This is a genomic window from Rhodococcus sp. IEGM1428, from assembly GCF_050321865.1.
GTDB lineage: Bacteria > Actinomycetota > Actinomycetes > Mycobacteriales > Mycobacteriaceae > Rhodococcoides.
The window spans coordinates 300,396-326,833 of record NZ_JBNQFW010000004.1 but is presented as its reverse complement, the minus strand read 5'-3'; the positions used below and the strand labels follow the sequence as shown (position 1 = coordinate 326,833).

28 protein-coding genes and 1 tRNA gene are annotated in these 26,438 nt (G+C 62.1%); 13 read left to right on the top strand and 16 right to left on the bottom strand.

Translation table 11 applies throughout. From position 1 onward, the window contains the following. Positions 1-4: 4 nt before the first annotated feature. Together ACQR3T_RS19760 and ACQR3T_RS19755 are read left to right on the top strand one after the other, a co-directional pair. A complete protein-coding gene (locus tag ACQR3T_RS19760) occupies positions 5-1,255 on the top strand; it encodes a KasA/KasB family beta-ketoacyl-ACP synthase (RefSeq protein ID WP_032379131.1) in 1,251 nt (416 codons plus the stop codon). 130 nt (positions 1,256-1,385) lie between these two features. Continuing rightward, positions 1,386-2,819 carry an acyl-CoA carboxylase subunit beta gene (locus tag ACQR3T_RS19755; RefSeq protein ID WP_428694581.1) on the top strand — a complete coding sequence of 478 codons (1,434 nt, stop codon included), beginning with the start codon at positions 1,386-1,388 and terminating at the stop codon, positions 2,817-2,819. 195 nt (positions 2,820-3,014) lie between these two features. On the opposite strand, the gene ACQR3T_RS19750 is transcribed toward ACQR3T_RS19755, so the two are convergent. From ACQR3T_RS19750 to ACQR3T_RS19740, 3 genes are all read right to left on the bottom strand, one after another. After that, the gene (locus ACQR3T_RS19750; RefSeq protein ID WP_032379133.1) at positions 3,015-3,461 is read right to left on the bottom strand and encodes a cold-shock protein; all 447 of its coding nucleotides are present in this window, start codon (positions 3,459-3,461) and stop codon (positions 3,015-3,017) included. Between the two features lie 90 nt (positions 3,462-3,551). Next, entirely contained in the window at positions 3,552-4,064 is a 513-nt protein-coding gene (locus ACQR3T_RS19745; protein ID WP_032402504.1) for a DUF3145 domain-containing protein, read from the bottom strand. 144 nt (positions 4,065-4,208) lie between these two features. Beyond that, positions 4,209-5,012 (bottom strand): serine hydrolase domain-containing protein, encoded by an 804-nt coding sequence (locus ACQR3T_RS19740; protein ID WP_428694580.1) that lies wholly within the window; start codon positions 5,010-5,012, stop codon positions 4,209-4,211. An 83-nt stretch (positions 5,013-5,095) separates the two neighbouring features. Here ACQR3T_RS19740 and ACQR3T_RS19735 point away from each other — a divergent pair, with 83 nt between their 5' ends. The 5 genes from ACQR3T_RS19735 (at position 5,096) to ACQR3T_RS19715 (ending at position 9,797) form a co-directional block, all read left to right on the top strand. Further along, complete coding sequence (locus ACQR3T_RS19735; protein ID WP_428694579.1) at positions 5,096-7,231, top strand: molybdopterin-dependent oxidoreductase; 2,136 nt, start codon at positions 5,096-5,098, stop codon at positions 7,229-7,231. Between the two features lie 69 nt (positions 7,232-7,300). Then, a tRNA-Ile gene (locus ACQR3T_RS19730) sits at positions 7,301-7,374 on the top strand. A 236-nt stretch (positions 7,375-7,610) separates the two neighbouring features. Continuing rightward, entirely contained in the window at positions 7,611-8,048 is a 438-nt protein-coding gene (locus ACQR3T_RS19725; protein WP_428694578.1) for a DUF2637 domain-containing protein, read from the top strand. A gap of 196 nt (positions 8,049-8,244) precedes the next feature. Further along, the gene (locus ACQR3T_RS19720) at positions 8,245-8,883 is read left to right on the top strand and encodes an Ltp family lipoprotein (RefSeq protein ID WP_428694577.1); all 639 of its coding nucleotides are present in this window, start codon (positions 8,245-8,247) and stop codon (positions 8,881-8,883) included. Positions 8,884-9,176: 293 nt separating this feature from the next. Then, positions 9,177-9,797, top strand: coding sequence for a YdeI/OmpD-associated family protein (locus tag ACQR3T_RS19715; RefSeq protein WP_428694576.1), 621 nt, complete (start codon positions 9,177-9,179; stop codon positions 9,795-9,797). Between the two features lie 36 nt (positions 9,798-9,833). Here ACQR3T_RS19715 and ACQR3T_RS19710 read toward each other — a convergent pair whose 3' ends face one another. From ACQR3T_RS19710 to ACQR3T_RS19690, 5 genes are all read right to left on the bottom strand, one after another. After that, complete coding sequence (locus ACQR3T_RS19710; RefSeq protein ID WP_428694575.1) at positions 9,834-10,418, bottom strand: hypothetical protein; 585 nt, start codon at positions 10,416-10,418, stop codon at positions 9,834-9,836. Continuing rightward, the gene (locus tag ACQR3T_RS19705) at positions 10,415-10,765 is read right to left on the bottom strand and encodes a hypothetical protein (RefSeq protein WP_428694574.1); all 351 of its coding nucleotides are present in this window, start codon (positions 10,763-10,765) and stop codon (positions 10,415-10,417) included. The genes ACQR3T_RS19710 and ACQR3T_RS19705 overlap by 4 nt, the downstream gene beginning before the upstream one ends. Beyond that, positions 10,762-10,911: a hypothetical protein gene (locus ACQR3T_RS19700; protein ID WP_428694573.1), complete on the bottom strand. Its 150-nt coding sequence runs from the start codon at positions 10,909-10,911 to the stop codon at positions 10,762-10,764. The genes ACQR3T_RS19705 and ACQR3T_RS19700 overlap by 4 nt, the downstream gene beginning before the upstream one ends. Continuing rightward, a complete protein-coding gene (locus ACQR3T_RS19695; protein ID WP_428694572.1) occupies positions 10,911-12,566 on the bottom strand; it encodes a TIGR03767 family metallophosphoesterase in 1,656 nt (551 codons plus the stop codon). The genes ACQR3T_RS19700 and ACQR3T_RS19695 overlap by 1 nt, the downstream gene beginning before the upstream one ends. 104 nt (positions 12,567-12,670) lie before the next feature. After that, positions 12,671-13,138: a universal stress protein gene (locus tag ACQR3T_RS19690; RefSeq protein WP_032379146.1), complete on the bottom strand. Its 468-nt coding sequence runs from the start codon at positions 13,136-13,138 to the stop codon at positions 12,671-12,673. A 113-nt stretch (positions 13,139-13,251) separates the two neighbouring features. Here ACQR3T_RS19690 and ACQR3T_RS19685 point away from each other — a divergent pair, with 113 nt between their 5' ends. Further along, a complete protein-coding gene (locus ACQR3T_RS19685; protein ID WP_037177873.1) occupies positions 13,252-13,974 on the top strand; it encodes a GAF and ANTAR domain-containing protein in 723 nt (240 codons plus the stop codon). 10 nt (positions 13,975-13,984) lie between these two features. On the opposite strand, the gene ACQR3T_RS19680 is transcribed toward ACQR3T_RS19685, so the two are convergent. Genes ACQR3T_RS19680 through ACQR3T_RS19670 form a run of 3 tightly spaced genes read right to left on the bottom strand, consistent with a single transcriptional unit; the run spans position 13,985 to position 16,228 of the window. Continuing rightward, positions 13,985-15,451: an MFS transporter gene (locus ACQR3T_RS19680; protein ID WP_032379147.1), complete on the bottom strand. Its 1,467-nt coding sequence runs from the start codon at positions 15,449-15,451 to the stop codon at positions 13,985-13,987. Between the two features lie 55 nt (positions 15,452-15,506). Further along, positions 15,507-15,707: a hypothetical protein gene (locus ACQR3T_RS19675; RefSeq protein WP_428694571.1), complete on the bottom strand. Its 201-nt coding sequence runs from the start codon at positions 15,705-15,707 to the stop codon at positions 15,507-15,509. Positions 15,708-15,760: 53 nt separating this feature from the next. Then, on the bottom strand, positions 15,761-16,228 hold the full coding sequence (locus ACQR3T_RS19670) for an NUDIX domain-containing protein (RefSeq protein WP_428694570.1): 468 nt from the start codon (positions 16,226-16,228) through the stop codon (positions 15,761-15,763). Positions 16,229-16,326: 98 nt separating this feature from the next. Here ACQR3T_RS19670 and ACQR3T_RS19665 point away from each other — a divergent pair, with 98 nt between their 5' ends. Together ACQR3T_RS19665 and ACQR3T_RS19660 are read left to right on the top strand one after the other, a co-directional pair. After that, positions 16,327-17,160: an oxidoreductase gene (locus tag ACQR3T_RS19665; RefSeq protein WP_428694569.1), complete on the top strand. Its 834-nt coding sequence runs from the start codon at positions 16,327-16,329 to the stop codon at positions 17,158-17,160. Between the two features lie 57 nt (positions 17,161-17,217). After that, positions 17,218-17,859 carry a ScbR family autoregulator-binding transcription factor gene (locus ACQR3T_RS19660; protein ID WP_428694568.1) on the top strand — a complete coding sequence of 214 codons (642 nt, stop codon included), beginning with the start codon at positions 17,218-17,220 and terminating at the stop codon, positions 17,857-17,859. Here the strand turns inward: ACQR3T_RS19660 and ACQR3T_RS19655 are convergent. Continuing rightward, positions 17,837-18,751: an AfsA-related hotdog domain-containing protein gene (locus tag ACQR3T_RS19655; RefSeq protein WP_037177293.1), complete on the bottom strand. Its 915-nt coding sequence runs from the start codon at positions 18,749-18,751 to the stop codon at positions 17,837-17,839. The genes ACQR3T_RS19660 and ACQR3T_RS19655 overlap by 23 nt on opposite strands. 1,052 nt (positions 18,752-19,803) lie before the next feature. Between ACQR3T_RS19655 and ACQR3T_RS19650 the strand changes: the two genes are divergently transcribed. The 3 genes from ACQR3T_RS19650 (at position 19,804) to ACQR3T_RS19640 (ending at position 21,572) form a co-directional block, all read left to right on the top strand. Next, positions 19,804-20,316 (top strand): ImmA/IrrE family metallo-endopeptidase, encoded by a 513-nt coding sequence (locus tag ACQR3T_RS19650; RefSeq protein ID WP_094682251.1) that lies wholly within the window; start codon positions 19,804-19,806, stop codon positions 20,314-20,316. Next, positions 20,300-21,289 (top strand): hypothetical protein, encoded by a 990-nt coding sequence (locus ACQR3T_RS19645; protein ID WP_428694567.1) that lies wholly within the window; start codon positions 20,300-20,302, stop codon positions 21,287-21,289. The genes ACQR3T_RS19650 and ACQR3T_RS19645 overlap by 17 nt, the downstream gene beginning before the upstream one ends. Before the next feature lie 124 nt (positions 21,290-21,413). Further along, entirely contained in the window at positions 21,414-21,572 is a 159-nt protein-coding gene (locus ACQR3T_RS19640; RefSeq protein ID WP_428694566.1) for a hypothetical protein, read from the top strand. Between the two features lie 1,303 nt (positions 21,573-22,875). Here the strand turns inward: ACQR3T_RS19640 and ACQR3T_RS19635 are convergent. The 4 genes from ACQR3T_RS19635 to ACQR3T_RS19620 all read right to left on the bottom strand — a co-directional run bounded on the left by ACQR3T_RS19635 (position 22,876) and on the right by ACQR3T_RS19620 (position 26,321). Next, the gene (locus ACQR3T_RS19635; protein ID WP_428694565.1) at positions 22,876-23,586 is read right to left on the bottom strand and encodes a hypothetical protein; all 711 of its coding nucleotides are present in this window, start codon (positions 23,584-23,586) and stop codon (positions 22,876-22,878) included. A 68-nt stretch (positions 23,587-23,654) separates the two neighbouring features. Further along, complete coding sequence (locus ACQR3T_RS19630) at positions 23,655-24,416, bottom strand: hypothetical protein (RefSeq protein WP_428694564.1); 762 nt, start codon at positions 24,414-24,416, stop codon at positions 23,655-23,657. 255 nt (positions 24,417-24,671) lie between these two features. Further along, on the bottom strand, positions 24,672-25,379 hold the full coding sequence (locus ACQR3T_RS19625; protein WP_428694563.1) for a hypothetical protein: 708 nt from the start codon (positions 25,377-25,379) through the stop codon (positions 24,672-24,674). A gap of 345 nt (positions 25,380-25,724) precedes the next feature. Then, complete coding sequence (locus ACQR3T_RS19620; RefSeq protein WP_428694562.1) at positions 25,725-26,321, bottom strand: hypothetical protein; 597 nt, start codon at positions 26,319-26,321, stop codon at positions 25,725-25,727. Positions 26,322-26,438 lie beyond the last annotated feature (117 nt).

Below are 26,438 nucleotides of genomic sequence, written 5' to 3'. Positions count from 1 at the left end.
GCCCATGACCAACCCATCCACCGCCAGCGGACGCTTCCCCAGTGTCGTCGTCACCAGCCTCGCTGCGACCACGTCACTTGCGGGTGACGTCGATGCCACGTGGAAGGGTCTGCTGAACGGCGACAGCGGGATTGCAACTCTGGAAGACGATTTCGTCGCCGAGTACGACCTGCCCGTGCGGATCGGCGGACACCTCGCGGTGAACCCGCAGAGCCTGCTCTCACGGGTCGAGATTCGTCGCCTGAGCTACGTGGAGCAGCTGGCCACCGTGCTCGGTCGCGAGGTGTGGAAGAACGCCGGTACCCCCGACGTCGATCCCCTCCGCCTCGGCGTGTCGATCGGTACCGGCCTCGGTGGCGGCGATTCTCTGATCGACGCCAACGACAAGATGAAGGCCGGCGGCTACCGCAAGGTGTCTCCGCTCGCCGTTCAGATGGTCATGCCGAACGGCCCCGCAGCGGTGGTCGGACTCGAACTCAAAGCGCAGGCCGGTGTCATCACTCCTGTCTCGGCCTGTTCCTCGGGATCGGAAGCCATCGCTCACGCATGGCGAATGATCGTGATGGGCGACGCGGACATGGTCGTCACCGGCGGCGTCGAGGGATACATCGACGCGGTTCCGATCGCCAGCTTCTCCATGATGCGGGCGATGAGCACCAACAACGACAATCCGAAGGGTGCCTCACGTCCGTTCGACAAGGATCGTGACGGCTTCGTCTTCGGTGAAGCGGGTGCGCTCATGGTCATCGAGACCGAGGAGCATGCCAAGGCTCGCGGCGCAACGATCCACGCCCGCCTGCTCGGTGCCGGAATCACCTCCGACGGGTTCCACCTCGTGGCTCCCGACCCGGAGGGCAAGGGTGCCGCGCGTGCGATGCAGCGCGCCATCGAGACCGCAGGCCTGCAGAAGTCCGACATCACCCACGTGAACGCCCACGCAACGGCAACTCCCATCGGAGACACTGCCGAAGCGCTGGCGATCAACAAGGCCGTCGGAAATCACGCAGCGGTGTACGCACCGAAATCCGCTCTCGGCCACTCGATCGGCGCCGTCGGTGCCCTCGAGTCGGTTCTGACGGTGCTGGCAGTGCGTGAGGGAATCATCCCTCCCACACTGAATTTGGAGAATCAGGATCCCGAGATCGATCTCGACGTCGTCAAGGGCGAGCCCCGCGTCGGACAGATCGATTACGCGATCAACAACTCGTTCGGATTCGGTGGGCACAACGTAGCGCTCGCCTTCGGAAAGGCGTGATGCACTGAGTCGATCGTTTCGACTCAGCGAATCCCGCTCTCGCAGTGCATGATCCGAACCGGGGACCGTTCCTCGTGAACGGCCCCGGTTCGGGCCTCGCCCCCACGGGGGCCCTGAAGAAGGACAAGCGATGACAATTCTGGCTCCCGTCACTCGATCCGGTACTTCTACCGATCCCCGCGATCCACTCGCCCGCCTCGAGAACCTGTTCGACACCGGAACCACTGTGCCCCTGCACGATCGGGACAAGTCCGGCATTCTCGCGGCCTCCGGTGAGATCGACGGAGTCCACACCATCGCGTATTGCTCCGACGCCACCGTCATGGGCGGTGCCATGGGCGTCGACGGCTGCAAGCACATCGTCGCCGCCATCGATGCCGCCATCGAACAGCGCGCTCCGCTCGTCGGCGTATGGCACTCCGGTGGCGCTCGCCTGGCCGAGGGCGTCGAAGCTCTCCATGCCGTAGGACTCGTCTTCGAGGCCATGGTTCGAGCGTCCGGCCTCGTCCCCCAGATTTCCGTCGTCCTCGGCTTCGCGGCCGGCGGCGCCGCCTACGGTCCTGCGTTGACCGACGTCGTCATCATGGCTCCCGAGGGACGCGTGTTCGTCACCGGTCCCGACGTCGTCCGAAGTGTCACCGGCGAGCAGGTCGACATGGCCTCGCTCGGTGGCCCCGACACTCACCACAAGAAGTCCGGTGTCTGCCACATCGTCGCCGACAGCGAGATGGACGCGTTCACCCGCGCCCGCCGTCTGGTGTCGATGTTCTGCGAGCAGGGCGAATTCGACATCGCCGCCGCCGAGCACGGCGACACCGATCTCCGGGCGTTGATGCCTGAATCCAACCGTCGCGCATACGATGTGCACCCGATCGTCCACGAACTGCTCGACAACGTCGAAGGCGAATCGACGTTCGAGGAGTTCCAGGGCGGCTGGGCCCGCAGCATCGTCATCGGTCTCGGACGCATCAGCGGCCGCACCGTGGGCGTCATCGCCAACAATCCCATTCGCCTCGGCGGCTGCCTCAACTCCGAAAGCGCCGAGAAGGCAGCACGTTTCGTACGGTTGTGCGATGCATTCGGCATTCCGCTCATCGTGGTCGTCGACGTTCCCGGATACCTGCCCGGTGTCAGCATGGAATGGGAAGGCGTCGTACGTCGCGGCGCAAAACTGTTGCACGCCTTCGCCGAAGCGACCGTTCCTCGCGTCACCCTGGTCACCCGCAAGATCTACGGCGGTGCGTACATCGCCATGAACGCCCGCGCACTCGGCGCCACCGCCGTGTACGCCTGGCCCGGCTCCGAGGTCGCCGTCATGGGTGCCAAGGCAGCCGTCGGCATCCTGCACAAGAAGGCCCTCGCCGCCGCGCCCGACGAAGAGCGCGAGGCACTGCACGATCGCCTCACCGTCGAACACGAGAGCATCGCCGGTGGCGTCGAGCGCGCCGTAGCCATCGGTGTCGTCGACGAGGTCATCGAGCCGAGCAAGACTCGCAGCACGGTCACCAAAGCACTCGCGGCTGCCCCCGCGGCACGGGGCAACCACAAGAACATTCCGCTCTGATCGTCTCGGGGTGCCCCGCCGCCTCGTGTAGCGCCACCCCGCCCCGCCCCCACCGGAATGCCCCGCCCCGGTTGGGATCAATGCGACTTCGAGGCGCTCTGAGTGCAACAAAGCCACATTCATCCTGAACCGAGCGGGCGTCCGGAACCGGGCGGAACCAAGCGGGCGTCCGGAACCGAGCGGGCTACACGTCGGTCAGCTCTCGATCCACTTGTGATCGTGAGCCAGTCGCAGAATCGCTGATCGAATGTCGAGAATCTGCGTGGCCGACAAGGTGCCGTTGGCGGTCAGGAGAGCCTCGGTCAGTTCCGCGGTGAAGTCCCCCTCGGACAGCACGTCGCAGATGACGTCTTCGAGTTGCTGGTGTTCGCTGACCGGAATGTCGTGGAACGGCACGTCGGGCTTGCGTCGGGTGACCAGCGCGGTCGATGCAGGACCGTCGATGATCTGTACCTGGGTGGCCTTGAGGCCCCGGTCGCCTTCGACGGCGACGTATTCGACTCGAACCCCCGGCGCCAACAGTCTCTTGTCGAAGTCCAGATCGTTGACGTGAATGAACACGTCCTCGCCGCCCTCGTCCGGCGCTACGAATCCGTACCCCTTGAACTCGTCGAATCGAATCACTTTTCCAGTCGACAGCATCGAACTCACCACTCCACGGTCGTTCCCACATGCCTACCCAGGCACGCCCGCGAAACTACCGCGACACCCAGGCCCCAGCAACCCGGTCGGCTAACCGACGTCGCGGCTCAACCACGTCACTTCTGCTCCGGCACCACCGGTGCGGAACGGCTCGAGGGCAGCATCCCAGTCCGAGCCGAGAGCATGCTCCACGGCTGCAGTGAAATTCCCCTGGTTGTTTTCCATCAAGGCGCGCAGTCGCATCTCGCCGAGTACCACGTCACCGTTCGCGCTCGTCGTTCCGCGCCACAGGCCCAATCCGGGTACGTGCGAGAACCGTTCGCCGTCGACGCCTTCACTGGCATCCTCGGTCACCTCGAACCGCAGCATCTGCCACGAGCGCAGGATGCCGGCGAGCTTGGCTCCGGTACCGACCGGGCCCACCCAGTCGGTGGTGGCGCGGAGCTGACCGTCGGAGGCAGGCTGCGCAGACCACTTCAAATTCGCACGGCAATCGAGGGCGTCGGTCAACGCCCATTCGACGTGCGGGCACAGAGCAGCGGGCGACGAGTGGATGTACACGACACCCGACGTCGCTTCTGCGAACTGATTCGATCCACGCATTGCACTACCTCCAGCTTCGACGAGGGACGTCTTCCCCAACGACCTCGACATGCTTCGGCTGGCTGCAGCGATTCAACGCGTGTGTGTACTAGTGTGCCCCGAGTTGCCCCTGTTGCGCCAGTGCAATCTGGGAACAGACGAGTTTCACCCTGTCAGCACTGCGTCGGACAGCTCCGGCCACAGCGGTTTGGCCCAGTCTCCGAACGCCCTGTCGGTCAACACCACGCATGCAGTGCGTACTGGCGGATCCACCCACAGGAACGTTCCGGCCTGCCCGAAGTGACCGAACGTGGACGGCGAGTTGTTGCTCCCGGTCCAGTGCGGAGTCTTGTCGCTGCGCAGCTCGAAGCCGAGCCCCCAGTCGCAGGGCTTGTGTGATCCGTAGCCGGGCACGATTCCGTTGAGACCGGGAAACTGCACCTCCGTCGCCGACGCCAGTGTCTGCGACGCCAGGAGCGTCGGCGCGAGCAACTCGGTCGCGAACCTCGTCAGATCGGCGAGTGTGGAGCGGCTGCCGTGACCGGCCGATCCCGGCAGCGACGTGTTCGTCATCTGAAGGGGCTTGCACACGGCCTCGTCCAAGTAGTCGGGGAAGGCAATGCCTGATTCGGCTTCGATCAGTTCGGCCAGCACCTCGAACCCAGCACTCGAGTAGATCCGTTTGGTGCCGGCCGGTGCCTGGACTGTGCGGTCGCCGAACGCCAATCCCGATGCGTGCGCCAGCAGATGACACACCGTCGAACCCTCGGGCCCTGCGGGCTGATCGAGTTCCACCGCACCTTCTTCGACGGCAACGAGGACCGCGTACGCGCTCAGCAGCTTGGTCACCGAGGCGAGTTCGTAGACGCGATCGGTGTCGCCTACTTCCTCCCGAACACCGGAGTCGGTGACGACTGCGGCACTGACATGATCGACGGGCCACGAGGCTGTGAGATCGAGGGTAGGCACAACTCCAGAGCCTAATTGTCGGCCGATGACGGTGCCCCGGTCCCCCGCCGGGCTACTCTCGGTCCACAGGAATGGGAGATGCGATGTCGGTTGTGTATGGATCGTGCAATTTGTGCGAGGCGATCTGCGGGCTCGAGTTCACCGTGGAGAACGACGCAGTGGTGTCGATCCGGGGTGACGAGAAGGATCCACTCTCACGCGGCCACATCTGCCCCAAGGCACTGTCGTTGATCGATCTTCATGCCGATACCGATCGACTCACCACACCGGTCAAGCGGGTGGGCGACAAGTGGGAGAAGATCGGGTGGAGCGAGGCATACGACCTCGTCGTCGAGGGTCTCGTGTCGACGCGCAAGAAGTACGGGCGCAACGCGGTCGGCGTCTATCAGGGAAACCCCAACGTGCATTCGATGGGCGCGATGACGCACGGAATTCCGTTCACCTCGCTGCTGCGGACGCGTAATCGCTACTCCGCCACCTCGCTGGATCAGCTGCCGCATCAGCTCGTCGACCATCTGCTGTACGGCCATCAGCTGCTGCTACCGATTCCGGACCTCGATCGAACCGATTTCTTTCTCGTCCTCGGCGGTAATCCAATGGCGTCCAACGGCAGCATGATGACGGTGCCCGATTTCGCCAAGAGAGCGCGGGCACTGCGCAAACGCGGTGGCCGCCTGGTCGTGGTCGATCCACGCAAGACCGAGACCGCCGACATCGCCGACACACACTTCTTCGTTCGCCCCGGCAGCGACGCACTGCTGCTGCTCGCGATGATTCACACCATCGTTGTCGACGAAGCGATGAAGGTGGCCGACTACATCGACGGGGCCGATCGACTCACAGATCTCGTCGCGGAGTTCACCCCGGAGGCCGTCGCCCCCGTGGTCGGAATCTCGGCGGACGAGATCTCGACTCTCGCTCGTGATTTCGCCGCAGCGAAATCTGCTGTGGCCTACGGCCGAATGGGAGTGTCGACCCAACAGTTCGGCACCGTGTGTCAGTGGGCCATTCAGGTGCTCAACATCGTGACCGGCAATCTCGACCGCCCTGGCGGTGCCATGGTGACCGATCCCGCGATCGATCTGATCAAGCAGGGCATCGTCGGCCGCGGTCACTTCGACAAGTGGCGCAGTCGCGTTCGGAATCTGCCCGAGTTCGCAGGCGAATACCCCTGTTCGACGCTTGTCGACGAGATCACCACCGAGGGCAAGGACCAGATCCGCGCGATGGCGGTGCTGTCCGGAAATCCGGTGTTGTCGATGCCCGGCGGCACCACCCTGAACGACGCGTTCGCGGCCCTGGATTTCATGGTGTCGTTCGACTTCTACATCAACGAGACCTCGCGTCACGCACACGTGATTCTGCCGCCGACGATGTCGCTGGAACGCGACCACTACGACCTGATCTTTAATTCTTTCGCGGTACACAACACCGCGAAATACATGCCCGCGGTTCTGCCCAAGCAGGCTGACGCCAAGCATGATTGGGAGATCTTCCGGGATCTCTCGCTCCGCTACAAGAACCGGATGGCGGGTTCGACCGTCGATCGACTGAAAGCACGAGTGAGCCCGAAGAGCATCATCGGAGAGGCACGCCTGCGCCTGTCCCCCGCTCGTACTCTGGACATCTTGCTCCGTAGCCGACGAAAAGGCTTGTCGCTGCGCAAGCTTCGGGCAAATCCGCACGGCATCGATCTCGGTCCACTGCGTCCCGGCTTTCCGCAGAAGTTGAAAACGCGGGACAAGCGTGTCCAGTTGATTCAGGACGTGGTGGTCACCGAACTCCCCGCATTGGTGGACCTGATGCATTCCAGCGCTGTTCCGAGTGGTGACGAATTGTTGATGATCGGACGGCGCCACCTACGTAGCAACAACTCGTGGATGCACAACACCGCCCGGCTCACCAAAGGCAAAGCGCGACATCAACTTCTGGCACATCCGGACGATCTTGCGCACCGCGGTATCGAGGACGGGTCGATGGTGTCGGTCACCTCCGCTGCCGGAACCGTCGATATCGAGGTGGCGGCATCGGAGAAGATGATGCCGGGCGTGGTGAGCATGCCGCACGGCTTCGGTCATCAGCGCCCCGGCGTCCAGTTGTCCGTCGCGACGACGGTGCAAGGACCGAGTGTCAACGACATCACCGACCCGGGCCGCGTCGACGCGGTCTCGGCCAATGCGATCCTCAACGGCGTCCCGGTGCAGGTCCGGGCGAAATAGCTCCCCCGATGCACCGTCGAGGCGGTGTGATTCTGTACGATTCTGCAGGCTCGTACCTAGTACGCGCATGGGGCGGTAGCTCAGTCGGTTAGAGCCGTGGACTCATAATCCATTGGTCGCGGGTTCGAGCCCCGCCCGCCCCACTCACATTTGCCCAGCTCAGGGCCAACTATTTCAGAACCTGCAACAGTTCGATTGCTGGTCCTGCCCACGGTCACAGATACATCCGATGTAGGCAAGCAGTGCACGCACTCGCAGCATTGCCCCCCATCACCGCCGGATCGTCCGGGTCAAATCCCTCGTCGATGATCGCGGCTCGCTCTTCTGCATCCGTACCCACTTCGACGTCGCCGGCCGACGTCCGGTTCCGGGAGTACCCATGTCCATATCCACAGCTCTGACGACGGCTCGCCGTGGCACCATCTTCCTGTCCCTCGTCTGCTTCGCGATCTCGTACATCGCTCTTGCAGATCTCGCACGCATTGCCGGTCTCGGCTCCGAGGCGTACCTGTGGCCGGTCAAGATCGACGGCACCATCGTTGTTGGCACCGTGGCAGTAGTCGGCCTCGGCGGCCACCGCATCGCGTGGTCACTGCTCGCCGCGTCGGCGCTCGTGTCGATCGCCAGCAACGGGATCCACGCATTGCTGACGCAGGGCTCATGGATCGCTGTCGAGGTCGCGCTCACTCCCCCGGTGTTCCTGTTATGGGTCACGCATCTGACCGTGCGGCTGGGTCGCACGCAGGAAGACGACGAACCATTCGGAAATCTCAGTGAGTTACCCGAGGTCGCCGACACCCGTACGCGCGCGCTCTAGCTCATCGACGAGGGTGGATTGTCGTTCCGTGAGATCGCAGGCAACTCGGTACGAACGACCGAACCGTGCGGCGATGGAGGGAAGCGCGAGAGTCGAGGCCGGTCGCCTGATTGCGGCAATTGTGCCGAATGAAACATTCGTACCCAAAAGTCTGATAAGACATCCGAACCAGCCAAAACGACCACATGGAGCCTCAGTGACCAACCCCAGTGACCCGAACCAGCCCTACGGGCAGCAGCCGTACGGCGCACCTCAGGGTCAGCCCTATGGCCAACCTCCCGCTGAGCCTGTGAAGAAGAAGCGCAAGTGGCCGTGGATCGTAGGTGCCGTGGTCGTACTGTTCGTGATCATCGGAATCGCGGGCGGCGGAGGCGATTCCGACAGTGAGACGACGGCTGCGCCTGCAACCACGTCGGCCGCTCCGGCCGCAGTCGCACCCGCCCAGACCACGGTCGCACCCCAGCCGGCCCCCGCAGCACCGCAGGCCACGGCCGAATCGGTCGAAGAAGTCGAGACGGTAGCCCCTGCCCCTGCGGCACCCGCCGAGACCGCCGGTCAGCGCAATGCGGTCCGGTCTGCTGAGCAGTACCTCGACGTCGGCGCATTCTCACGCCAGGGACTCATCGGCCAGCTCGAGTTCGAGAACTACTCCACCGAGGACGCGACTTACGCCGTCGACAAGATCGCGCCGGACTTCAACGAGCAGGCAGCCAAGTCGGCTGAGGCGTACTTGGACATCAGTGGGTTCTCCCGTCAGTCGCTGATCGATCAGCTGGTGTTCGAGGGCTACACGGACGAGCAGGCTGCATACGGAGCTGACAGCGCTGGTCTGTAAATGCGTCGCCCCAACGCAAAGAAGCCCCCACCTCGCATTGGTGGGGGCTTCGATCGTGCGTGGAGAGGCTTACGCCTTGACGGCTGAGCTACCCACCCATGCGGGTGAGCGGTCCAACGCGGGGTTCGAGCCACGCCCGCCCCACCACGGTGTCGACAGCCGAACCCTGATGTTCGTGCCGAACCATCGATATCTTGGCGCCATTGCGGGCATCCAACGTCCTCGATTGTGGGCACACTGAACGCATGCGAAATCGCAGTGTGCAACACCACGACGAGTAGATGGAGCGCGCAGTGAGTTCTAGAAAATTTCCATCGTCTGCATCCGACCACCCACCGACGTGGAAATTCGACTACCCGATCGTTCACGTCGAGACTCGCGCGCAGTGGCGTACCTGGCTGGATCGCAATCACGCTTCGATCCGCGGTGTGTGGCTGTGTTCGTGGCGCAACACCACCGACCGACCGCGCTGCCCGTACCCCGATGCCGTCGAGGAAGCAATCTGCTTCGGTTGGATCGATTCCACCGGCAGCAACCTCGACGACGAGCGCAGCCTGCAGCTGTTCACGCCGCGCAGGCCCAAGAGCCCGTGGACCCGCCTGAACCGACAACGCGCAGCCGATATGGAAGACAGCGGCCTCATGACCGAAGCGGGTCGCCGTGCCATCGCTGCCGCGAAGTCCAATGGCTGGTGGACGATTGCCGATCAGGTCGAAGACCTCCAGGAACCTCTCGAACTGACCACGGCGCTGGACCGAAACCCGAGCGCTCGGAGCACCTGGGACGGCTTTCCACCAAGCGCTCGCAAGCAGATGCTCTGGTGGATTGTCAGCGCCGTGCGAGACGACACTCGTGCAGGTCGAATCACTCAGGTCGTCGCCGAGGCCGCGGCCGGTCGACGAGCTCGCGGCTGAATCCCGGTCCGAGCGGCCGAGTGCCGTCGACCGCGGTCAGAGCGGTGTTGCCCTTCGGTACAACCGCGACCAATAGAGCAGCAGCACAGAGGTAATGGCTCCGAACCACAACCACGTCACGAATGCCGCCACCACACCGGTGACGAAGAAACCCAGGACCAGTGCCACCACCCAGCCGAGGACGAAGGCCAGAATCGTGACGACAGCCGCGACTGCGCACCGCCCTGGAGACCTCCGGACAATAGCCAAGACTGCGTGGAACGGATTTCGGTGCCCGTCGACCGCCGCCGGAAGTACCAGCAACGCAACCAGAATCACGATAGCCGGGAGCAGCGGGAAGAGGATTGCGAGCGCAACGGCCACCCCGGTCAGCACCACGCACCACACCAGCACGACCGGCCGTCGCCAGGCCCGGCCCAGCGCACCGGATGCGTTGCCGTCCACCACATCGAGTGCCGTCGACGCGGTGATCCACAATGCAAGTACCACCGCGGCAACAGAAGCCAGCACCAATCCCGCGAAACCGAGAGACGACGTCGGAACCGGATCCCCCAGCACAGTCAGCGCCTGAATCAGTGCCGACACGACCACCACGGCAGCCAGAACCACACTCCCCCTCACGGCGCACCGACCGTCGAGTTGCGATCGAGCACGTCCTGCACGGAGCCCGAGTAGAGAACCTTCGTACCGACCTTGATCTCGACGGTGCTCGCGTCGTCCGAGGTAGCCGAACCGGTAATCGCCTCGTTACCGGTTGTCTTTCCGGCACATTCGATATCGGCACCTGTACCCGAGCACACCGGCGCGACCAGTATCTCGATACCCTGCTCGATCAGGACGTCGTTGACTGCGTAACGCAGGCTTCCGAGCTCGGCCCCGCCGACCGGCGCAAGTGCTGCCGTCTGTGAGCACCCCGCGCAGACCACCACCGCGGACAGGGCAAGGATCTTCCTGCGAACACTGTTCATCGGCCCTGCCTCGTCTCGTAGGCGATCAGTCTCGCGTGCTCGTCGAGGTGTTGCTGCTCGAGCGCCGCGTCGGTGATGGTGCTCAGGTCGAACGGCGCGGGAAGCAGCAGTTCGGTGTTGCGATCCAGACGCGATCCTCGTCGCATCAGCGGATTCTCCGCCCAGTCGTTGGCCGCCAGTTCACGGCTGCGCGACGCCAGATCCAGGTAGCTGCCGCTGTTTCCGGGCGTGACCGGAGATGCGTGACCGGAGATGCGTGATCGAGCACAGTCGTGAACAGCGACAGAGTCCCGTCCCGGTTGTCGACGATCTCGACCACTTGCTGTTGCTGCGGGAAATCGATGCACGACGCGGTGGTGATCTCCCAAAATCCGCGTCCGTCTCGCGAGTGCGCCAGGATCTGATTCTGGTGGGTGTGGCCGTTGAGCCAGCCGATCACCACCGGGTATTTCAACAGAAGGTCGATGAATTCGTCTGCACCATAAAGCTTTACCGACTGCCCTGGCCGCTGCGCTCGGTTCTCCAATGTCAGGCTGTTGTGGTGGGTGTAGATCAACACCAACTTGTGCTCGGCCTGTGCTTGCTCCAACTGGCCGGTGAGCCAGTCGAATTGATTCTCGGGTACTGCACCGTCGGGTCCGGCGACGGCGTTGCAGGTGTCGAGTCCGAACGTGCGAATGTTCGGGGTGGGGTCTGCCGTCCACCAGGTCTCGCCGGAATCGAGGTTGTGTTGGGTGAAGCCGTGGCCGATCGGACCCGGCGTCGGGGTGGTCTCGAAGTGCTCCTCCATGAACTCGCGTTGCTCGAACAGGTATCGCGCCGGATCGGCCGACACCGCCCGAAAGCCGGGTCGCGCACCGGATCCGACGCCGAGCGCATCGATCATCCGCTGCAACGGACTGGCGGTCGACGCATAGCCGGCGAGTGCCGAGGTGGCCGTCGCCTCCAGGGTGTACGCCTTGCGACCACCGACGGCGAGGGCGTGCAGTTGCGAGGACAGATCGAACGTGCCGAGCAAGAGGGTGTCGTGATTTCCGTAGACCGAGTACCACGGCACTGGTAGCCCCACCGATTCGACGGTTCCCGACATCGCCTGAGTGAGAAGGTCGGGAAGCGTCGGAAATCCGTAGTTGCCGAACGACCCTCCCGACGGATCGCCCGGGCGATAGGCCCACTGCGCCTCCGGCCACGCCTGAACACCCTCGAAGACGTCCGCAGCGCCGCTCGTGGGCCGAACCGGAACTCCGTCGAGAACATCGATGTACCAGCGCAATTCGAGATGGGAATGCATGTCGGCGCTGTCTCCGGTGACCACCGCGGCTCCCATCGGTGCCCCGGTGACCGGACTGATCCGTGCATCGGCGAAAGCCTTCACCATCGCTGCGGTGACGTGCACGGTCAGCGGATCCTGCGGATGGAACGCCGACCCCCACGCAGCGTGATCGGAGACGATCATGGGCTCGATCCGGCCGGGCGATTGGGCATCGATGACATGCATGTCCGACAGGTGCCCGAGGTAGAGCAACGACCGCCGCGACTGCACCCGTGACGGCTGGGGTGCTCGGCCCAGAATGTCCAGCCGAGGCACGTACGGCTCCCCGGGCCCGGCACCCAGGACGCGATACTGCCCCGGCCCGCTCGAGGATCGAAGAATCGTCTGCGCCAGCGTTCCGGTCGCGGCAGCACCCGCAGGCTGAGCGCGGGCAACCAGAGCCTGACCCAACACGTGGGGTGCGATTCCCCACACCGCCGCGAGAGTCCCCACGCGCGCCACGAATTGTCTACGCGAAAGCCCGGTCATGGAACTCCTCGGATCCGAAAACGGCACCACGTGCGCCTCGCATCCGACGAGGTGACTGCCTATTTTTACAGGGCAGGCCGCAGATCGGCTCGATTTCGCCCCGTTCAGGGCACCACGGTCACCGGCCACCGTCCCGCTTTGACCAACCGCACTGCCACCGAGCCTGCTATTCGATGTCCGGCGTTCTCCGACGCCCCCACCACGACGGCGTCGGTGCGCAATTGTTCTGCCACGGCGATCAGCCCGTTGTACGGATCTCCCTGCGCGGTACGAAACTCCCAGCGCACGTGCTCCCGATCCCCGAACCGGGCAGCCGACGTTCTGATGTAGTCGAGCAACTCGTCGGCGATCTGCTGACCCGTTTCGACGAGTGAGATGCCGGCCTGGCCCCAGGACGCCGTGGCGATGGGTTGCACGTACACCAGTACCAGCAGCGATCGTTGTCTTCGGGCGAGTCCCGCGGCGTAGGCGGCGGCACGCCAGGACGAATCGGACCCATCGACGCCCACCACGATCGATTTCGGTCCGTCGTGGCCGTACTCGAACCCGGTGGACTCCTGCGCATCGCTCACGACCTGAGGCTACTGCCGGTACCCACCCGTTCGAACACCCCATGCGGTGGCGGTACGGTTGCTTCACATCGAGTACCGGTTGCTCGAACGATCACACAGGACGGGAGTTGCAAGTGAACGACGTCTCGCAGCACGACAGCCCGTCGACCGACCCGGCAACTGTGTTCGCCGCTCTGGCCGACATCGTGTACCGAGGCAGCAGCGCCGAGGCGATCTACACCGCGATCTGCAACGCCGCCGTACTGATCGTTCCGCATTGCGATCACGCCAGCCTGATGCTGATGCGGCACGGAAAGCCCGTCACTGTCGCAGCCTCGGACGACATAGCTCGCGTTGTCGACGATATCGAGCGCGCTACCGGCGAGGGCCCGTGCCTGGACGCGATAACCAGCGAGGCGGCCCAGCTCGAAGCCGACTTCCGCACTCCCACGCAGTGGCCTGCGATGGCCCGCGGCGTGTTGAACCGCACGCCGGTGCGAGGTGCCATGGGATTTCGGCTCAAAGTGGACGATCAGAAGGTGGGCGCGCTCAACCTGTTCACCGACCAGCCAGGCGTGTTCGACACCGACAGCGCGAGCAAGGCGATCATTCTGACGGCGTTCACAGCGGTCACCGTTGCCGCGGTCATGAACGGGCAGGAAGCGTCGACGCTTCGTGACGGGCTCGAAAGCAACAGGGAGATCGGCAAGGCCATCGGTTTGATCATGGCACTGCACGACGTGTCCGGTGACGAGGCCTTCGCTTTGCTGCGCAAGTCTTCCCAGGACCTGAACGTCAAGATTGCCGACCTTGCAGCGTCTGTCGTCGATCGGCACAGCAAGGGCTTGACCAGCTGAGCAAGTCGGTTCAGCGCGCGCCCTGAACCTTCTTGGGGAGCGCGAAGACCAGCGCCAGCGCCACCACACTGAATGCTGCACTGACTGCCATCGCCATGGCTGCCCCGTGCAGAAAACCCGATCCGACAGTATCGGGACCGGTGATGTTCAACGACCCGAACAGCACGCTGCCGATCACGGCGATCCCGATCGCGGAGCCGACACGCTGCATCGTGGAGATCACCCCGCTCGCCGCTCCCGCGTCATCGCGATCCACCGTCGCGACGATGAACTGCGCGTTGGGTGCAATGAAGGCTCCGTTGCCCAGGCCTGCGACGAACAGCGGAACCATCAGCGTCCAGTGCGAGATGGTGTCGGCCGAGCTGGTGGCCAGGATGACCCAGAGCCAGATCAGTCCGATCGAGACCAGTGACGCTCCGAGCACCAGAACGGTGCGACCGAGACGGATGGTCAGCCTGTTGCTCTGCGACGAGGCGATGATGCTGCCGATGGCGAACGGTATCGACACCAGGCCCGACGACAGGGCAGTGTTACCCAGGCCGGTCTGCCACAGCAACGAGATGGTGAAGAAGATGCTGGTGAAGGCCGCGAAATAGACGAGGGCGAGGATCACTCCACCGGTGAACGCCGGGCGGGTGAACAGCCGCGGTGGCACCAGCGGACTGTGTCCACGGCCGGTGTGGATCACCTCCCACCACCCGAACGCCGCGATCAGGCCCAGACCAGCAGCGATCGTCACGTAAGTCCACAGCGGCCAGCCCAGTTCTTGGCCCTCGATCAACGGAACGAGCAGGGCTATCAGTCCTGCGGAGATGAGAACCAGTCCGAGCCAATCGATTCCGGGGCGGGACGTGGGAGCGGAATCATCCTTGTTCGGTAGCAATACAGCGGCAGCGACCAGACCGACGATTCCGATGGGCAGATTGACCCAGAAGACCAACCGCCACCCGTTCTCGTCGCCGAACGCCTGAATGATCAGGCCGCCGACGATGGGTCCCAGCGCAGTCGACACTCCGATGACGGCACCCATGATGGCAAAGGCCTTGCCTCGCACAGGCCCCGGAAACAGCAACTGTATGAATGCGGTGACCGCGGGTACGAACATGCCGCCCGCCAGGCCTTGTACGACCCTGGCGACGACCAACTGCAGGTCGTCCTGAGCGAGACCACACGCGAAGCTCGCGACGGTGAACAACGCGAGGCCGGTGAAGAACACCCATTTGTGACCGACGCGGTCGCCTACCTTGCCCGCTGGAATCAGAGCCAGGCCGAATGCCAGTGCGTACCCCGAGATGATCCACGACAGAACCGATTCCGACGCATCCAACGTGGTGCTGATGGTCGGTAGAGCCACGTTCACGATGGTGGTGTCGAGCAGTGCCATGAACATACCCAGCAACAGAACCACCAGCGCCTGCCATGCGCGCTTGGGTACCTCGATTGCCGGTGGGGTTGCGGAGACACTGCGGTCGGTCACTGTGCTGCCCTTCGTAGTCGTAGCTGAGCAGTATCGGCCAACCGACCGATGGTCGCTAGCCGATCATGGCAGTTGCCGCGAACACCCACGACAGTCCCGCGGCCAACACGACGAACGCCGACGCGACGACGCGTCCGCCCCACCGTGTCTCCAAGAGTGAGGTATCCACCACGGACGTTTCGACCGGAGACGTTGCCACCATGGTCTGTGCGCTGGACGAATCCGTCGGCATCATGATCCACTTCCCACCCTGCATCTGCGAATCTCGTCACTTCCGGCCGCTGGATACCCCGGGCCCGCGTGCCGAAACTATCGCGATGCGACGACCGTCTCCACAGCGTCGAGAAACGGGTGCTGCGCCGCCAACAGCTTGGCTCTCGCCTGCTCGAGCCCGAACCACTCGATGCGGTCTACCTCGGGAAACGAGGCCATCACACCGGACTTCGGTGGCCACTCGATCTCGAATGTGTTGCTCACCGCATTCGAGACATCGAGATCGGCTTCGATGCCAAATCCGATGACGATCTTCCCGCTGCGCTGCGTAACGGTGCCGAGCTCCACGGGCTCTCCGGCCGGGACGTCGATACCGACTTCCTCTCGAAACTCCCGCCGGGCCGCAGTCCACGGGTCTTCTCCGTCGGTGAGCAGCCCTTTGACGATCGACCATGCTCCCTCGTCCTTGCGTGCCCAGAACGGTCCGCCGGGGTGAGCGATCAGAACATCCGGTCCGTCGGCACCGACGCGGTACAACAGAATTCCTGCACTCGTATCGACCATCGGCTCAGCGTGCCATCAATTCGGTTGCCGACTGTCATCTGTCGTCACTACCGTTATCGCCGCTCACGACCACACCTCTCTCGAAAGGTGCCGACGACATGGACACGACGCGATCGAACCGGGTCTGGTTGATCACCGGGGCCAGTTCGGGTTTCGGCCGCGAATTCGTTCGTGCCGCACTCGACGCGGGCGATCGGGTGGTCGCTACCGCCCGCGACGTTGCCGATCTCGAGGGGCCGGAGAGCCAGCGGTTGCTCCACGCTCGACTCGACGTGACCGACCAGGAATCGATCGATTCTGCGGTGGCCCACGCTCTCGGACGGTTCGGACGTATCGACGTCCTGGTCAACAATGCGGGCTACGGCCTACTCGGCGCGTTCGAGGAGGTCGACGACCGTCGGTTCCGCGACAACGTCGACGTCAATTTCTTCGGCCCGCTCGCCGTCACTCGCGCGGTGCTGCCCTCGATGCGGGCGCGACGACGCGGCCACATCGTGCAGATGTCCTCTGTCATCGGGGTGGTACCCGGTCCCGGTGGAACCGCTTATGCCGGCAGCAAATTCGCGCTGGAAGGATTTTCTGAAGCGCTTGCCGGCGAGGTGCGTCATCTCGGCATCGGTGTCACCATCGTCGAACCCGGCCCGTTCCGGACCGACGCAAGCGGCCGATCGATGCAGTGGGGTACGCCGATGGACGACTACGCCGGGTTGATCGGACCCGCTCGATCCGCATTCGAGGCCACCCACGGCACGCAGACCGGAGACCCGCGCCGCGGAGCCGATGCCGTCCTGGCTGCGATTTCCTCCGACGCTCCTCCTCTTCGCCTACCGCTGGGCCCGACGTCCTTCGAGTGGATAGAGACCTACCTTCAGGATCGACTCGATCAGGCGCGCGCCGTTCGCCCCATGGGTTCCGACACCGACTACGGGTGAATCGCCGGTAACTCCACACGCCGTGCCGTGAACCGGCGTAACAGCTATTGTCTACCGATGCAAGAGCGTGCAGCGTCCACCAGGCAGGCCGTACTCGAAGGAGCGGCCGCCAGCTTCGAGAAGTTCGGTTACGGCACAGCCAGTTTGAGCACCATCATCGCTCACGCCGGGGTGAGCAAAGGCGCGATGTACTTCCATTTCTCGTCCAAGGAAGAGTTGGCGCAGGCCGTGATCGATGCGCAACTGACGATGGCGGCAACTGCCACTGCCGTCATTGTCGACCGCACCCCCAAGGCGCTCGATGCGTTGATTCTCGTCACCAAGGAGCTGGGTCGTCAGCTGCAGACCGAGTCGATTTCGCGTGGGGGCATGCGGTTGACACTGGAATCGGCCATCGCCGACGGTCCACATGCGGGGGCGTTCGAGGAGTGGATCGTCAAGATCGGCGATCTGATCGAGCGTGCCCAGGCCGAGGGGGACATCGTCGACGGCGTCGACCCGACCGCAGTGGGTCGGTACATCGTGTCGTCGTTCACCGGTATGCACACTGTCTCGGAAATGGTGACCGGGCGCGCCGATCTCCAGCAGCGACTGACCGAGATGTGGCAGATATTGCTCCCCGCCGTCGTCCCGCGTCGACGCCTGCCGCGACTTCTCGCGCTCGCAGAGGACCCCGTTATCGACTGGAGCGATCGGTAGGAGCCAGCCACGGTTCGGACGTTGCCGTGACCGACATCGCCGACAGCACAGCACCATCGTGCTCGAACTGGATGCGGTGCACGCCATCCGTGGAGTCGGTGTCGACGATGACCGAGCACGGATTCGCCCACTCGGCGAACCCCATGAAGCGCACCTCGCACGACGTGAAGTCCAGCGTCGGCGTTCCGGTTGCCAGACGCAAGGCCTGACGCGCGGCCTCGAGCATGGTCACGCCGGGAAGATATTCGACGGAATGGTCGAACATCGCCAGATTACGAGGATCCGGTGCCACGACGATGGAGCCGTCGGAGGTGTGCCGTGCCAACACGACATCGGAGGGATCGAGCCGTCCGACCGCAGGGGCCTCGACCACTTCGGTCCCGGCCGGCAGATACCGGAAGTGGGGGTCGGCCATCGACGAGGTGCGAAACTGCGAGTACACCTCGGGGCCGAGCGACCGTACCGACGCCGTTCCGAACGCAACGAGTCGGTCGCCGTTCAACAACCTGGCCGACAACTTCATGTTGTCCATCGACGTGTCGTCGAACGTCACGTCGGTCGTGATCGACTCGGCAACGAGCGAATCGTCGATCTCGTCGACCGACAGCGGATCGAGAATCTCGAAGCGAGAGTGCTCGATGAAGACGATGTGGTCGAGTGGCACTCCGTGATTGACGTGGCAGAAGAGGCTGATCGCTTGGCGCAGAGCCTCGGCCACCATCAACGAGTCGTGGGTTCGACGAACCGGAGCGAACATCCGATGGGAAGTCGGGAACTGAACAGCTGCCCTATGGGTTCCGTCCACCGTTTCGTAATCGGTCAACAACACGTCGGCCGGAGAACGCCGATGCACGAGGTGACGTGGAACGGTTGCTGCGTAACTCAAACTCATGAAGCCCCTTAAAACCGACCGATCCGGTTTTTTATAGCACTGTTGAGCCTCCCGGACCGCTCGTTCAGTATGTCGCGAACGACCGACAAAACCGGCATCGGTCGAATGGATTCATTCAATCGATATACAGCCAGGACAGTCACGATCTGATAACCGACCGAGACCCGTGGTACCACCGACCCGGACGACAAAAATCCCCGCCCGGAGAACCGGACGGGGATTGCGCTCCCCCACCTGGACTCGAACCAGGAACCCTTCGTAGCTGCTTCCACGATTTTCTGCTGATCGCAAACGTTCGTCCTTACCCACTCTGAGCTGCAATTAAATGCGGTTCGAGTGGGTGCAGACGATCGCGTCTAGTCGCCTGTTTTCGGGCCCGATCGGGGGGCAAAGTGTTGGGAAAGCGTTGGGTCGAGCTAGCTTGCACCATCAGGTGGTCGCAACTGCTGGATTCCATACCTTGCACACAAGTCACGAAGTCGATGCAGCTCCGACTGAGGGAACGGTGGATAGTGTTGCGCCTGGGCCAAGCGATGAGCTTGATGCAAGTCGTCAACCAGCAGCCGTTGCTTCGATTCGTCCACAGGCGCGCTATCGATTCCCTCGGAACCACCCGTCGCTGTCCCGTCGAGACCGCCGCCCTTCAGATGCGCCTCGATTCGCTCAGACACCTCATTTGCTTTGTCCACGAACTGCTTTAGATAGGTTCCACCAATTGCCACGTGCCTCACTCTGCCATCTCCGCGCTCATTCCGGGTTTGATCGATCACACCGACCTGCCGCACTCGCCTCAGAAGTGATGCGCCGAGGCACGGCATGACTGACGATTGCAACAAGCCGACGAAGTTACCTCAATTAGTTCGAACAAATGTTCTATAAATGCTACAGTCCATGCGTGGGGCAGGCACGTTCGTCTGACGTCGTGAGAGGGAAACCATGGCACTGCTTTCGATCCAGCTGCGGCACGCCTTGTCAAGGACCGATGTACTGCCGCCTACTATGGATGATGTAGTCCAAGCCCACGCCGTAAGGGAGATCAGAGGTCAAGTGCTGTGAACGGGTTCACCGCCGAGCCAGCTGGGCTCACCAACGCAGCCATACAAAAGTATGCCGAACGCATTGGCGAACATCACCAGATCTACTCGGTCGATGGCCACGCCGACGTCGACGGTCTTTTGAAGATGCTCGGTGGCCGGATCGAGTACGCCATGGATGACGAATCGCTCCATGTGTTCGAGCCGGGTAACTTCACCGTCTACATTCCACAGTTCACCTCGTCAAGACGAGATCGCTTCACTCTGGCACACGAACTCGGCCACTACTTCCTTCACTATGTGTACAAACGAGAGACTGCGGCGAAAGCCTTCGGGCGAGGTGGCCGGGACCGTGCGGAGACTGAAGCCAACGTATTCGCATCAGCGCTGCTTATGCCCGAAGAATACTTCAAGCGGCAGTTCCACCTGTGCAACGGCGATACGTGGTCTCTAGCATCGATTTTCGGTGTTTCTCCGAAGGCCGCCGATGTGCGCGCTGAGGTTCTGGGGACGCGTGCAGCCTTCCAGTAGCGGCAACCCGGTCTCAAGGCTGTTCCTCTCATGCGATCTGACGGGGTCCACCAATTTCAAGCAGAATCTGAAGCCCAACGCCAAGGCACCCTGGCAGAAGGTGTTTCTCAGCTTCTACCGAGAGTTCCCCCAGGCAGTGGCGACTGCCCAGCATGAACTTGGCTTCTCAAGACCTCAGTTCGATCTCTGGAAGCCGGTTGGCGACGAGCTGATCTACACGTGTGATGTGCGGTCCGAGCGAGACATCTACGAAGCCGTGCGCATATGGACGCGGGCGATGAAGGACTACTACGAGGGCACCCTCAAAGACGACACCTCGATGGGGACCAAAGGAGGTGCGTTTGTCGCAACGTTTCCAGGCCCTGACAGCGAATCGACCGTTCCCCGTAATCCCACGATCGAGAGTTCCGATGCCGATGTCGTGATGCTCAATCGTCAGGCTCTCGATGGACAACGTGACCACGACCAATACCTCTACGACTACTTTGGGCCGAGCATCGACACAGGCTTCCGAGTGACGAGTCAGTGCGACTCACGCTATTTCACTTTGTCCGTGGAAGTAGCGCTGGCGATGTTGAGTAGGCAACTCACCCCCGATCTCGGGCAAGAAGACTTCACGGTAAACGATCTGGTGTTGCATCGGACCATCGAACTCAAGGGGGTGTGGCGGGGTCGGGAGTATCCAATATTCGCCATCGACACCCAACATGACGATGCAGTACACACGGCTCTTCGAACCATCAATCCAAGCCCAGTGCCCAATCATCTGTACACACTCTGTATGGCGTGCTACACCAGTGAGGGGTGGCCTTCGCAGCTCTATTTGCCAGAGTGCAGTAACAACCACTTCAACCAAGCACCCGTTGATGCCCTGGCAGACTACAAGGCCCAAAGTTCCGTCGGTGCCGAGGACGTGGCAGATGACGACCCAGACGGACAAGATGAGCTTCCGTCGGACGCCCCTCTGGGCTGACTGCAGCGAGCCACCGTGCGGAACCTACTGATCGACGGAGAGCCATGGTTTGTTCTTGCTGACTTTTGCAGGTGCTCGTTATCCAAAACGTCACCCAACTCAAGGAACGGCTGGATGATTGGGTATGCCAGACATACCCATCCAAGACACCATCGATCGCACCCAGCAGGCCCCCATCGTCAGCGAGCCTGGCATGTACGAAGTGGTCGTACGATCGGACAAATCCGAGGCTGTCCCGTACCACGGGATTGCGAACATGCCGTCTCCGATGGTTGCGGTCTAGCAACTTGGACCACAAGAGCCTATGAGCGGAAGGCACTGCCGGGCCATCCCCCGATCGTATGACGTCAATTCTGTGGGCGCATCGAGAATTTCGGGCCCTGGGGTTCAGATGTCTGAGCATTCCGGCTGATGACCAAGACCTAACCGCTGTCACCAGAGACAGTGTGGCACTTCTGCGCCGCCTCTCACGCGTAATACGCGGGCGCGCATACAGGTTGAAGCACTTAGAAGTACTGACTGTTTTCTCTTGCTATCCCTTGGTACAGAGCGGAGCGTTTGCTCTTGCCTGGACTGTTCTTCCGAGGACCGTAGGTCCGAGGTCTTGGGAGTGAGAGCCGACTGAGGAGCGGAGCGACGAAGGAGTGCTCTTACGACCCTCAGTCATTAGCTCTTTACGAACGCAGTGAGTAGAGCTTTATGGTAGCTCCGTAGGAGCTATGAAAAGCATTGAGCCGCGACCTCGACGAGTACTCTGTGGAATTTTATGGCAGCACTACCTGGCCCAAGGACGTCTTGCTGTTGTCCTACGAGCTAGGTTTCGTTAACGAAGGGAACTGCATCCCTTAAGCACTTGGGAACGAAGTTACACCTGAAAATCGGTACATGCAAGACAATGGAGTGCTCTCCAGCCGAAGTGCCCAAGGGAAAGAAATTTGGCGGCTGGAGAGCTGTACCAATATAAAACAAACATCGATCAATAGCCAGAAAGACCGGAGATTATACGGCGATTGTTACACCTTAGGTACAGCTCTTGTACAGTTCTATTACAAGGCGACCTAAATAGCTAGCCTCGCCAGCTAAACGGATTCTGCATGCCTTCACGGAAGCTCGGGTGACCGTCGACAGTCACTACCCCCAGAGGCTCCGGTGTGGAACACTAGGAGTGTTCCGCTGCTCATGCCCCACGCTGGTTCGTCTCAGGTGGTGTGCGTTGCAACCGAGAGGTTTGTCGATCCGGTGGCCGATTACAGCGGGGTACAACATGGTCGATGCAAGAAAACACGGATTGATCAATCTCCTCAGTTGTTGTCTAAAGATGCGGTTTCTGGTGTTCCTAGGCCACCAATCCGTTGCTTAATATTTGCCGAATCGCTGCGGACTTCGCAGCGACCTTCGACGTGCACGACTGGACTTCTTTGTGTACCAGAACTGTCCGAAATCATTACAATCCGCTTATACGTAGAGCACAATTACCAAAGGTCGCTCGATGCTGTTCCGCATGCAGAGCCCACCCAGGTGGGGACGATCGGCAAAGCACATACGGATATTGCTGCCGTCACGATCGCCACCACTGCCTGGTGCGCTCAGCTCACAATCTGACGTAATTGATCGGCGGCTTCCTCGGGGTGATCCACATCGATCGTCTCCGCGACGCGCCACGCTGGTTTCAGGACGCCGTCACCCATCGCATCCAAGGCCTCAGCAGAGTAGAACGCCACGAAGCTCACCGCCGCACCAGCGCTCCGTGCACCTTCTACGCGTGCGTTGAAATCTCGAGATACGATCTTGGCTTGATCAGCTGATGGGTGGTGGAGCTGCAGGCGGTGCATCAGGTGGCGCTGGCCATTCACGTAGCTGTAGTCGAACTCGACGTCATCAGAATCGGTTCCGCTGGGCCCCCATTTGGCCTCCACCGTGACGTCGGGCTGCGCTTGAATTTGCGCGACCTCCAGGGTTCGCTCGACCTTGCGTCGCAGCGCCTTGGCATGAGGTTCGGACGCAACCTCATCTCGATGTACCAGATCGGCAAACAGGTTCGCCGCTGTGTCCTGGGCGGAGCGAGTGGTCTCCATGTATCCGCCGACCAAGAGGCGGAACTCCGTGGGTCGCTTGAGCTGTGATCGGAGTACCTGGGGGTAGTTGCCCGACAGGATCATGTTTCGGTAGTACTCGGCCCAACCTTCGTATGCGTCCTTTGTGAGGCCGAACCTCCTCAGGGAACGACCGTCGACGACTCCCGCATCGTCGGTCCCTACGAGCTGGATTGCCCAAACGCCATCGATCTCCACTGCCACCCCGATGTTCCGGGGTTCACGGCGACGCATATCTGCTGTGTACTGGATGAGGTGCCATGCTGCGTCCATCAGGCTCCACCCTCGTCGAAGAGGCCGCCGACGCTGGGTTCCATGGACGGCGGCGCGGACACGAACGTCTTCACTAGAGTATCGATCTTCTCCTTCCTGGCCAGCAAGAAGGTCTTTAGTTCGGCTTGTTGCGCACGGTTGATCAGACCTCGCAGAAACGCCTCCTCAAGCGCCTGCTCAACAGGAGTGATCGGAAGCGACCGGACACGCATAGTCCAGTACTCGATCGCACTCGTATCGATAGTGCGGTCCCGAAAGTCGCTCCAACCGGGCTGTTCATCGACCACGCGACGCAGTTCGCCGAAGCTCTCCCCGGTCCTGCCCGCAAGGCAGTGCTCATGGTCGATCAACCAGATGCCAAGCCGGGGATCGAAGAGCAAATTGTCTGCAGTCCGGTCATCGTTACGCACCCAGCAGTCGAAAACCACAGTCCCCGCAACCACCCCAGGCTGGGCTGCCATCATTCGGTCTAGATCGGTGGGCGGCAGACTGACGTCGGACAATGAAATCTGCGGAGTTACCCAACACTTTCGCCCATCGGGGTGCTGAGCAATTTCGCCAGGGAGCACTGGTAGTCCGAGCGCCGCGGCAAGTCGACAGCAGATCAGCTCGTTGGCGAGCAGGTACTTCGCATCGTGGTCCTGAGCCTTTACGTACATCTTGGCTACACCCCACCAAGCATCATTCGAGCCTTCGACGTGCGGTTCCGCGATGTTCTGATACTCAAGCACGTGAACACCTGGCAGGCGATGCTTCGTCAACGAATGTCCTTCGGCGGTTTGATCGGGTCGGCGTCGGAGTAGCTCCGCTCGATAGTCTGCCGGACACCTGCTCCCAGGCCCACACACCTACGAATGCTCACACCAGCCTCCGGTGGGGTACAGCTGGCGACCGACTGGTGCTCGATCCACTCGGCAGGTGTCCGTTCTCGACGGGTGTGACCCTCCATCAGGCCCGAGCAGCCTCGGAAGTCCACACCAACCCGCACGACGTGTTTCTCGGCGCGCAGGTACGCGTCAGAGGTAATCAGCCTGCGATGGGCCAAATTCGGCAGCCAGCTCGGCCTCGAGTTCGGCCTCGAACTCCTCTCGCATCTCTTGGCTGTCGGCAAGGGACGACGCGTAGTCCTCGAGAACGTCAATTGCGCTCGCACTCATCCCAAGTGCTCGCTCGATCTCGGCGCGGAGCGAAGGAAAATCGATGTGGGTGCCGACAGAGGAGGGTGATCGCTTGGGGTCGTAGTACCTGAAAGCAGTGCCCGTCGGGTCTGCTTGGGATAGTTGAGTCAGCGTAAGAAAGACATCGCCCGGGGTCTTCTCAACTCCTAAAGCTTCCAGATGATGGTCCACTTCAGTGAGTAGCGGAGCAATTCGATGGTTCTTGCCGAGTCGTGCGGCAAGAGCAGCCAGGTCGAATGGGTAGGTCGGGTCGTCCCCATGGTCGGACCTTCTCCGCAACGCCCCTGCGAACCTGATTGTGTTCTTCAGGGTGAGTTCCACGGCGTGTCGCATGAGGAAGAGCCACGGAACCAGCAGTAGATCGTCCGATGGTCGACCAGAGAATGTGTCGGCGAGCCGTTCACCGGCCTCACGGAAGTACATCGCGAACTCTTCATCGCCGTGCGGCTGATGCTGAACCACGAGTCCATGCTGGTCGGTGGCGGGGAAGCGTCTGAACAGTTGCGGTGCTTGGCTCTTGCGCTCAGGGCGCTCTCTACTGGTCACTGACGAAGACTAGTCAGCGAGATCAGATCGACGCGAAGCTCGGCGCACAGCAACATCGCGTTCTGGCGCAAATTGCCTCGCCCGTCTCATCAGACAGCCTCGACCGCACCACTGCCGGTCGCTGTACCCGAAGTGTCCAAAAGCGTTATGGCGAAGTCACATTGGCAGCACGATCTCCACGCAGACTAGGCAACGTGCGCAGCCGGACCTAGCGGGTGCATTACCAGATTCGTCAGTAAGGACCACCAATGAAGTCGCACGAGGAGCGCGAACTTCGAGAGAAGAGGAAGCGAAGTATGGAACGCCGCCGAGCCAACTGCCGTGACGCATTTATTCCGAAACCTGTCAGGAGCACACCTGGTATGGGTACATCGTCTGACTCGGCTCTGAGGTGGGAGGACGAAACTCGAAAGCACTGACCTCGATCGACGGCTCGATCTGAGGGCCGGCAAGGGTGAAGTCATCGAGGGCGATGGCCACGTCTAGCGTGCTCGGTCTGACGGTGACGGACGAACGGGGTGAGTCGACGGTGAGGGTGGCGGTGTCTGCGGTTTCGGTAAAGGACCACTCCGCCGAGGAACCTGGTTCGCGGTCGACAGAGATAGCGGGGCCGTCGTTGCCCTGGAGGAACACCGTGAACCCGAAGTCACTACCCATCAGAAAGGTTCCCAGACGGGGCGAGGTCGTCTCCCGCGGGCCCGATGGGAGGACACCGCTGAACGTCACAGAGATGTTGATGGTTGCGCTATCAACGGCCTGCACAGAAGCGCTCTGCGCTAGGTATGGAGGGCGGAGGTTGGTCTCACCAAAGTCCACGTCTGGTGCCGCGTAGGGCTCGATCTCACATCCAAGTGCCAGTGGGAACGACGACAGATCTGGCTCGACCTTCGACGGCCCACCCGAGGTCGTTTTGTACATGCCAACCGCCACCAGGATCGCCATGACCCCAACCACGCCTAGCGCAACGCACAGAATGGCGCGTCTCGACCAACGGGTGCGCGATCCGAACACCATGAAAAGACCCTCCGAAGCAGTCCTGCCCTGAGTCCGGCGGACTCG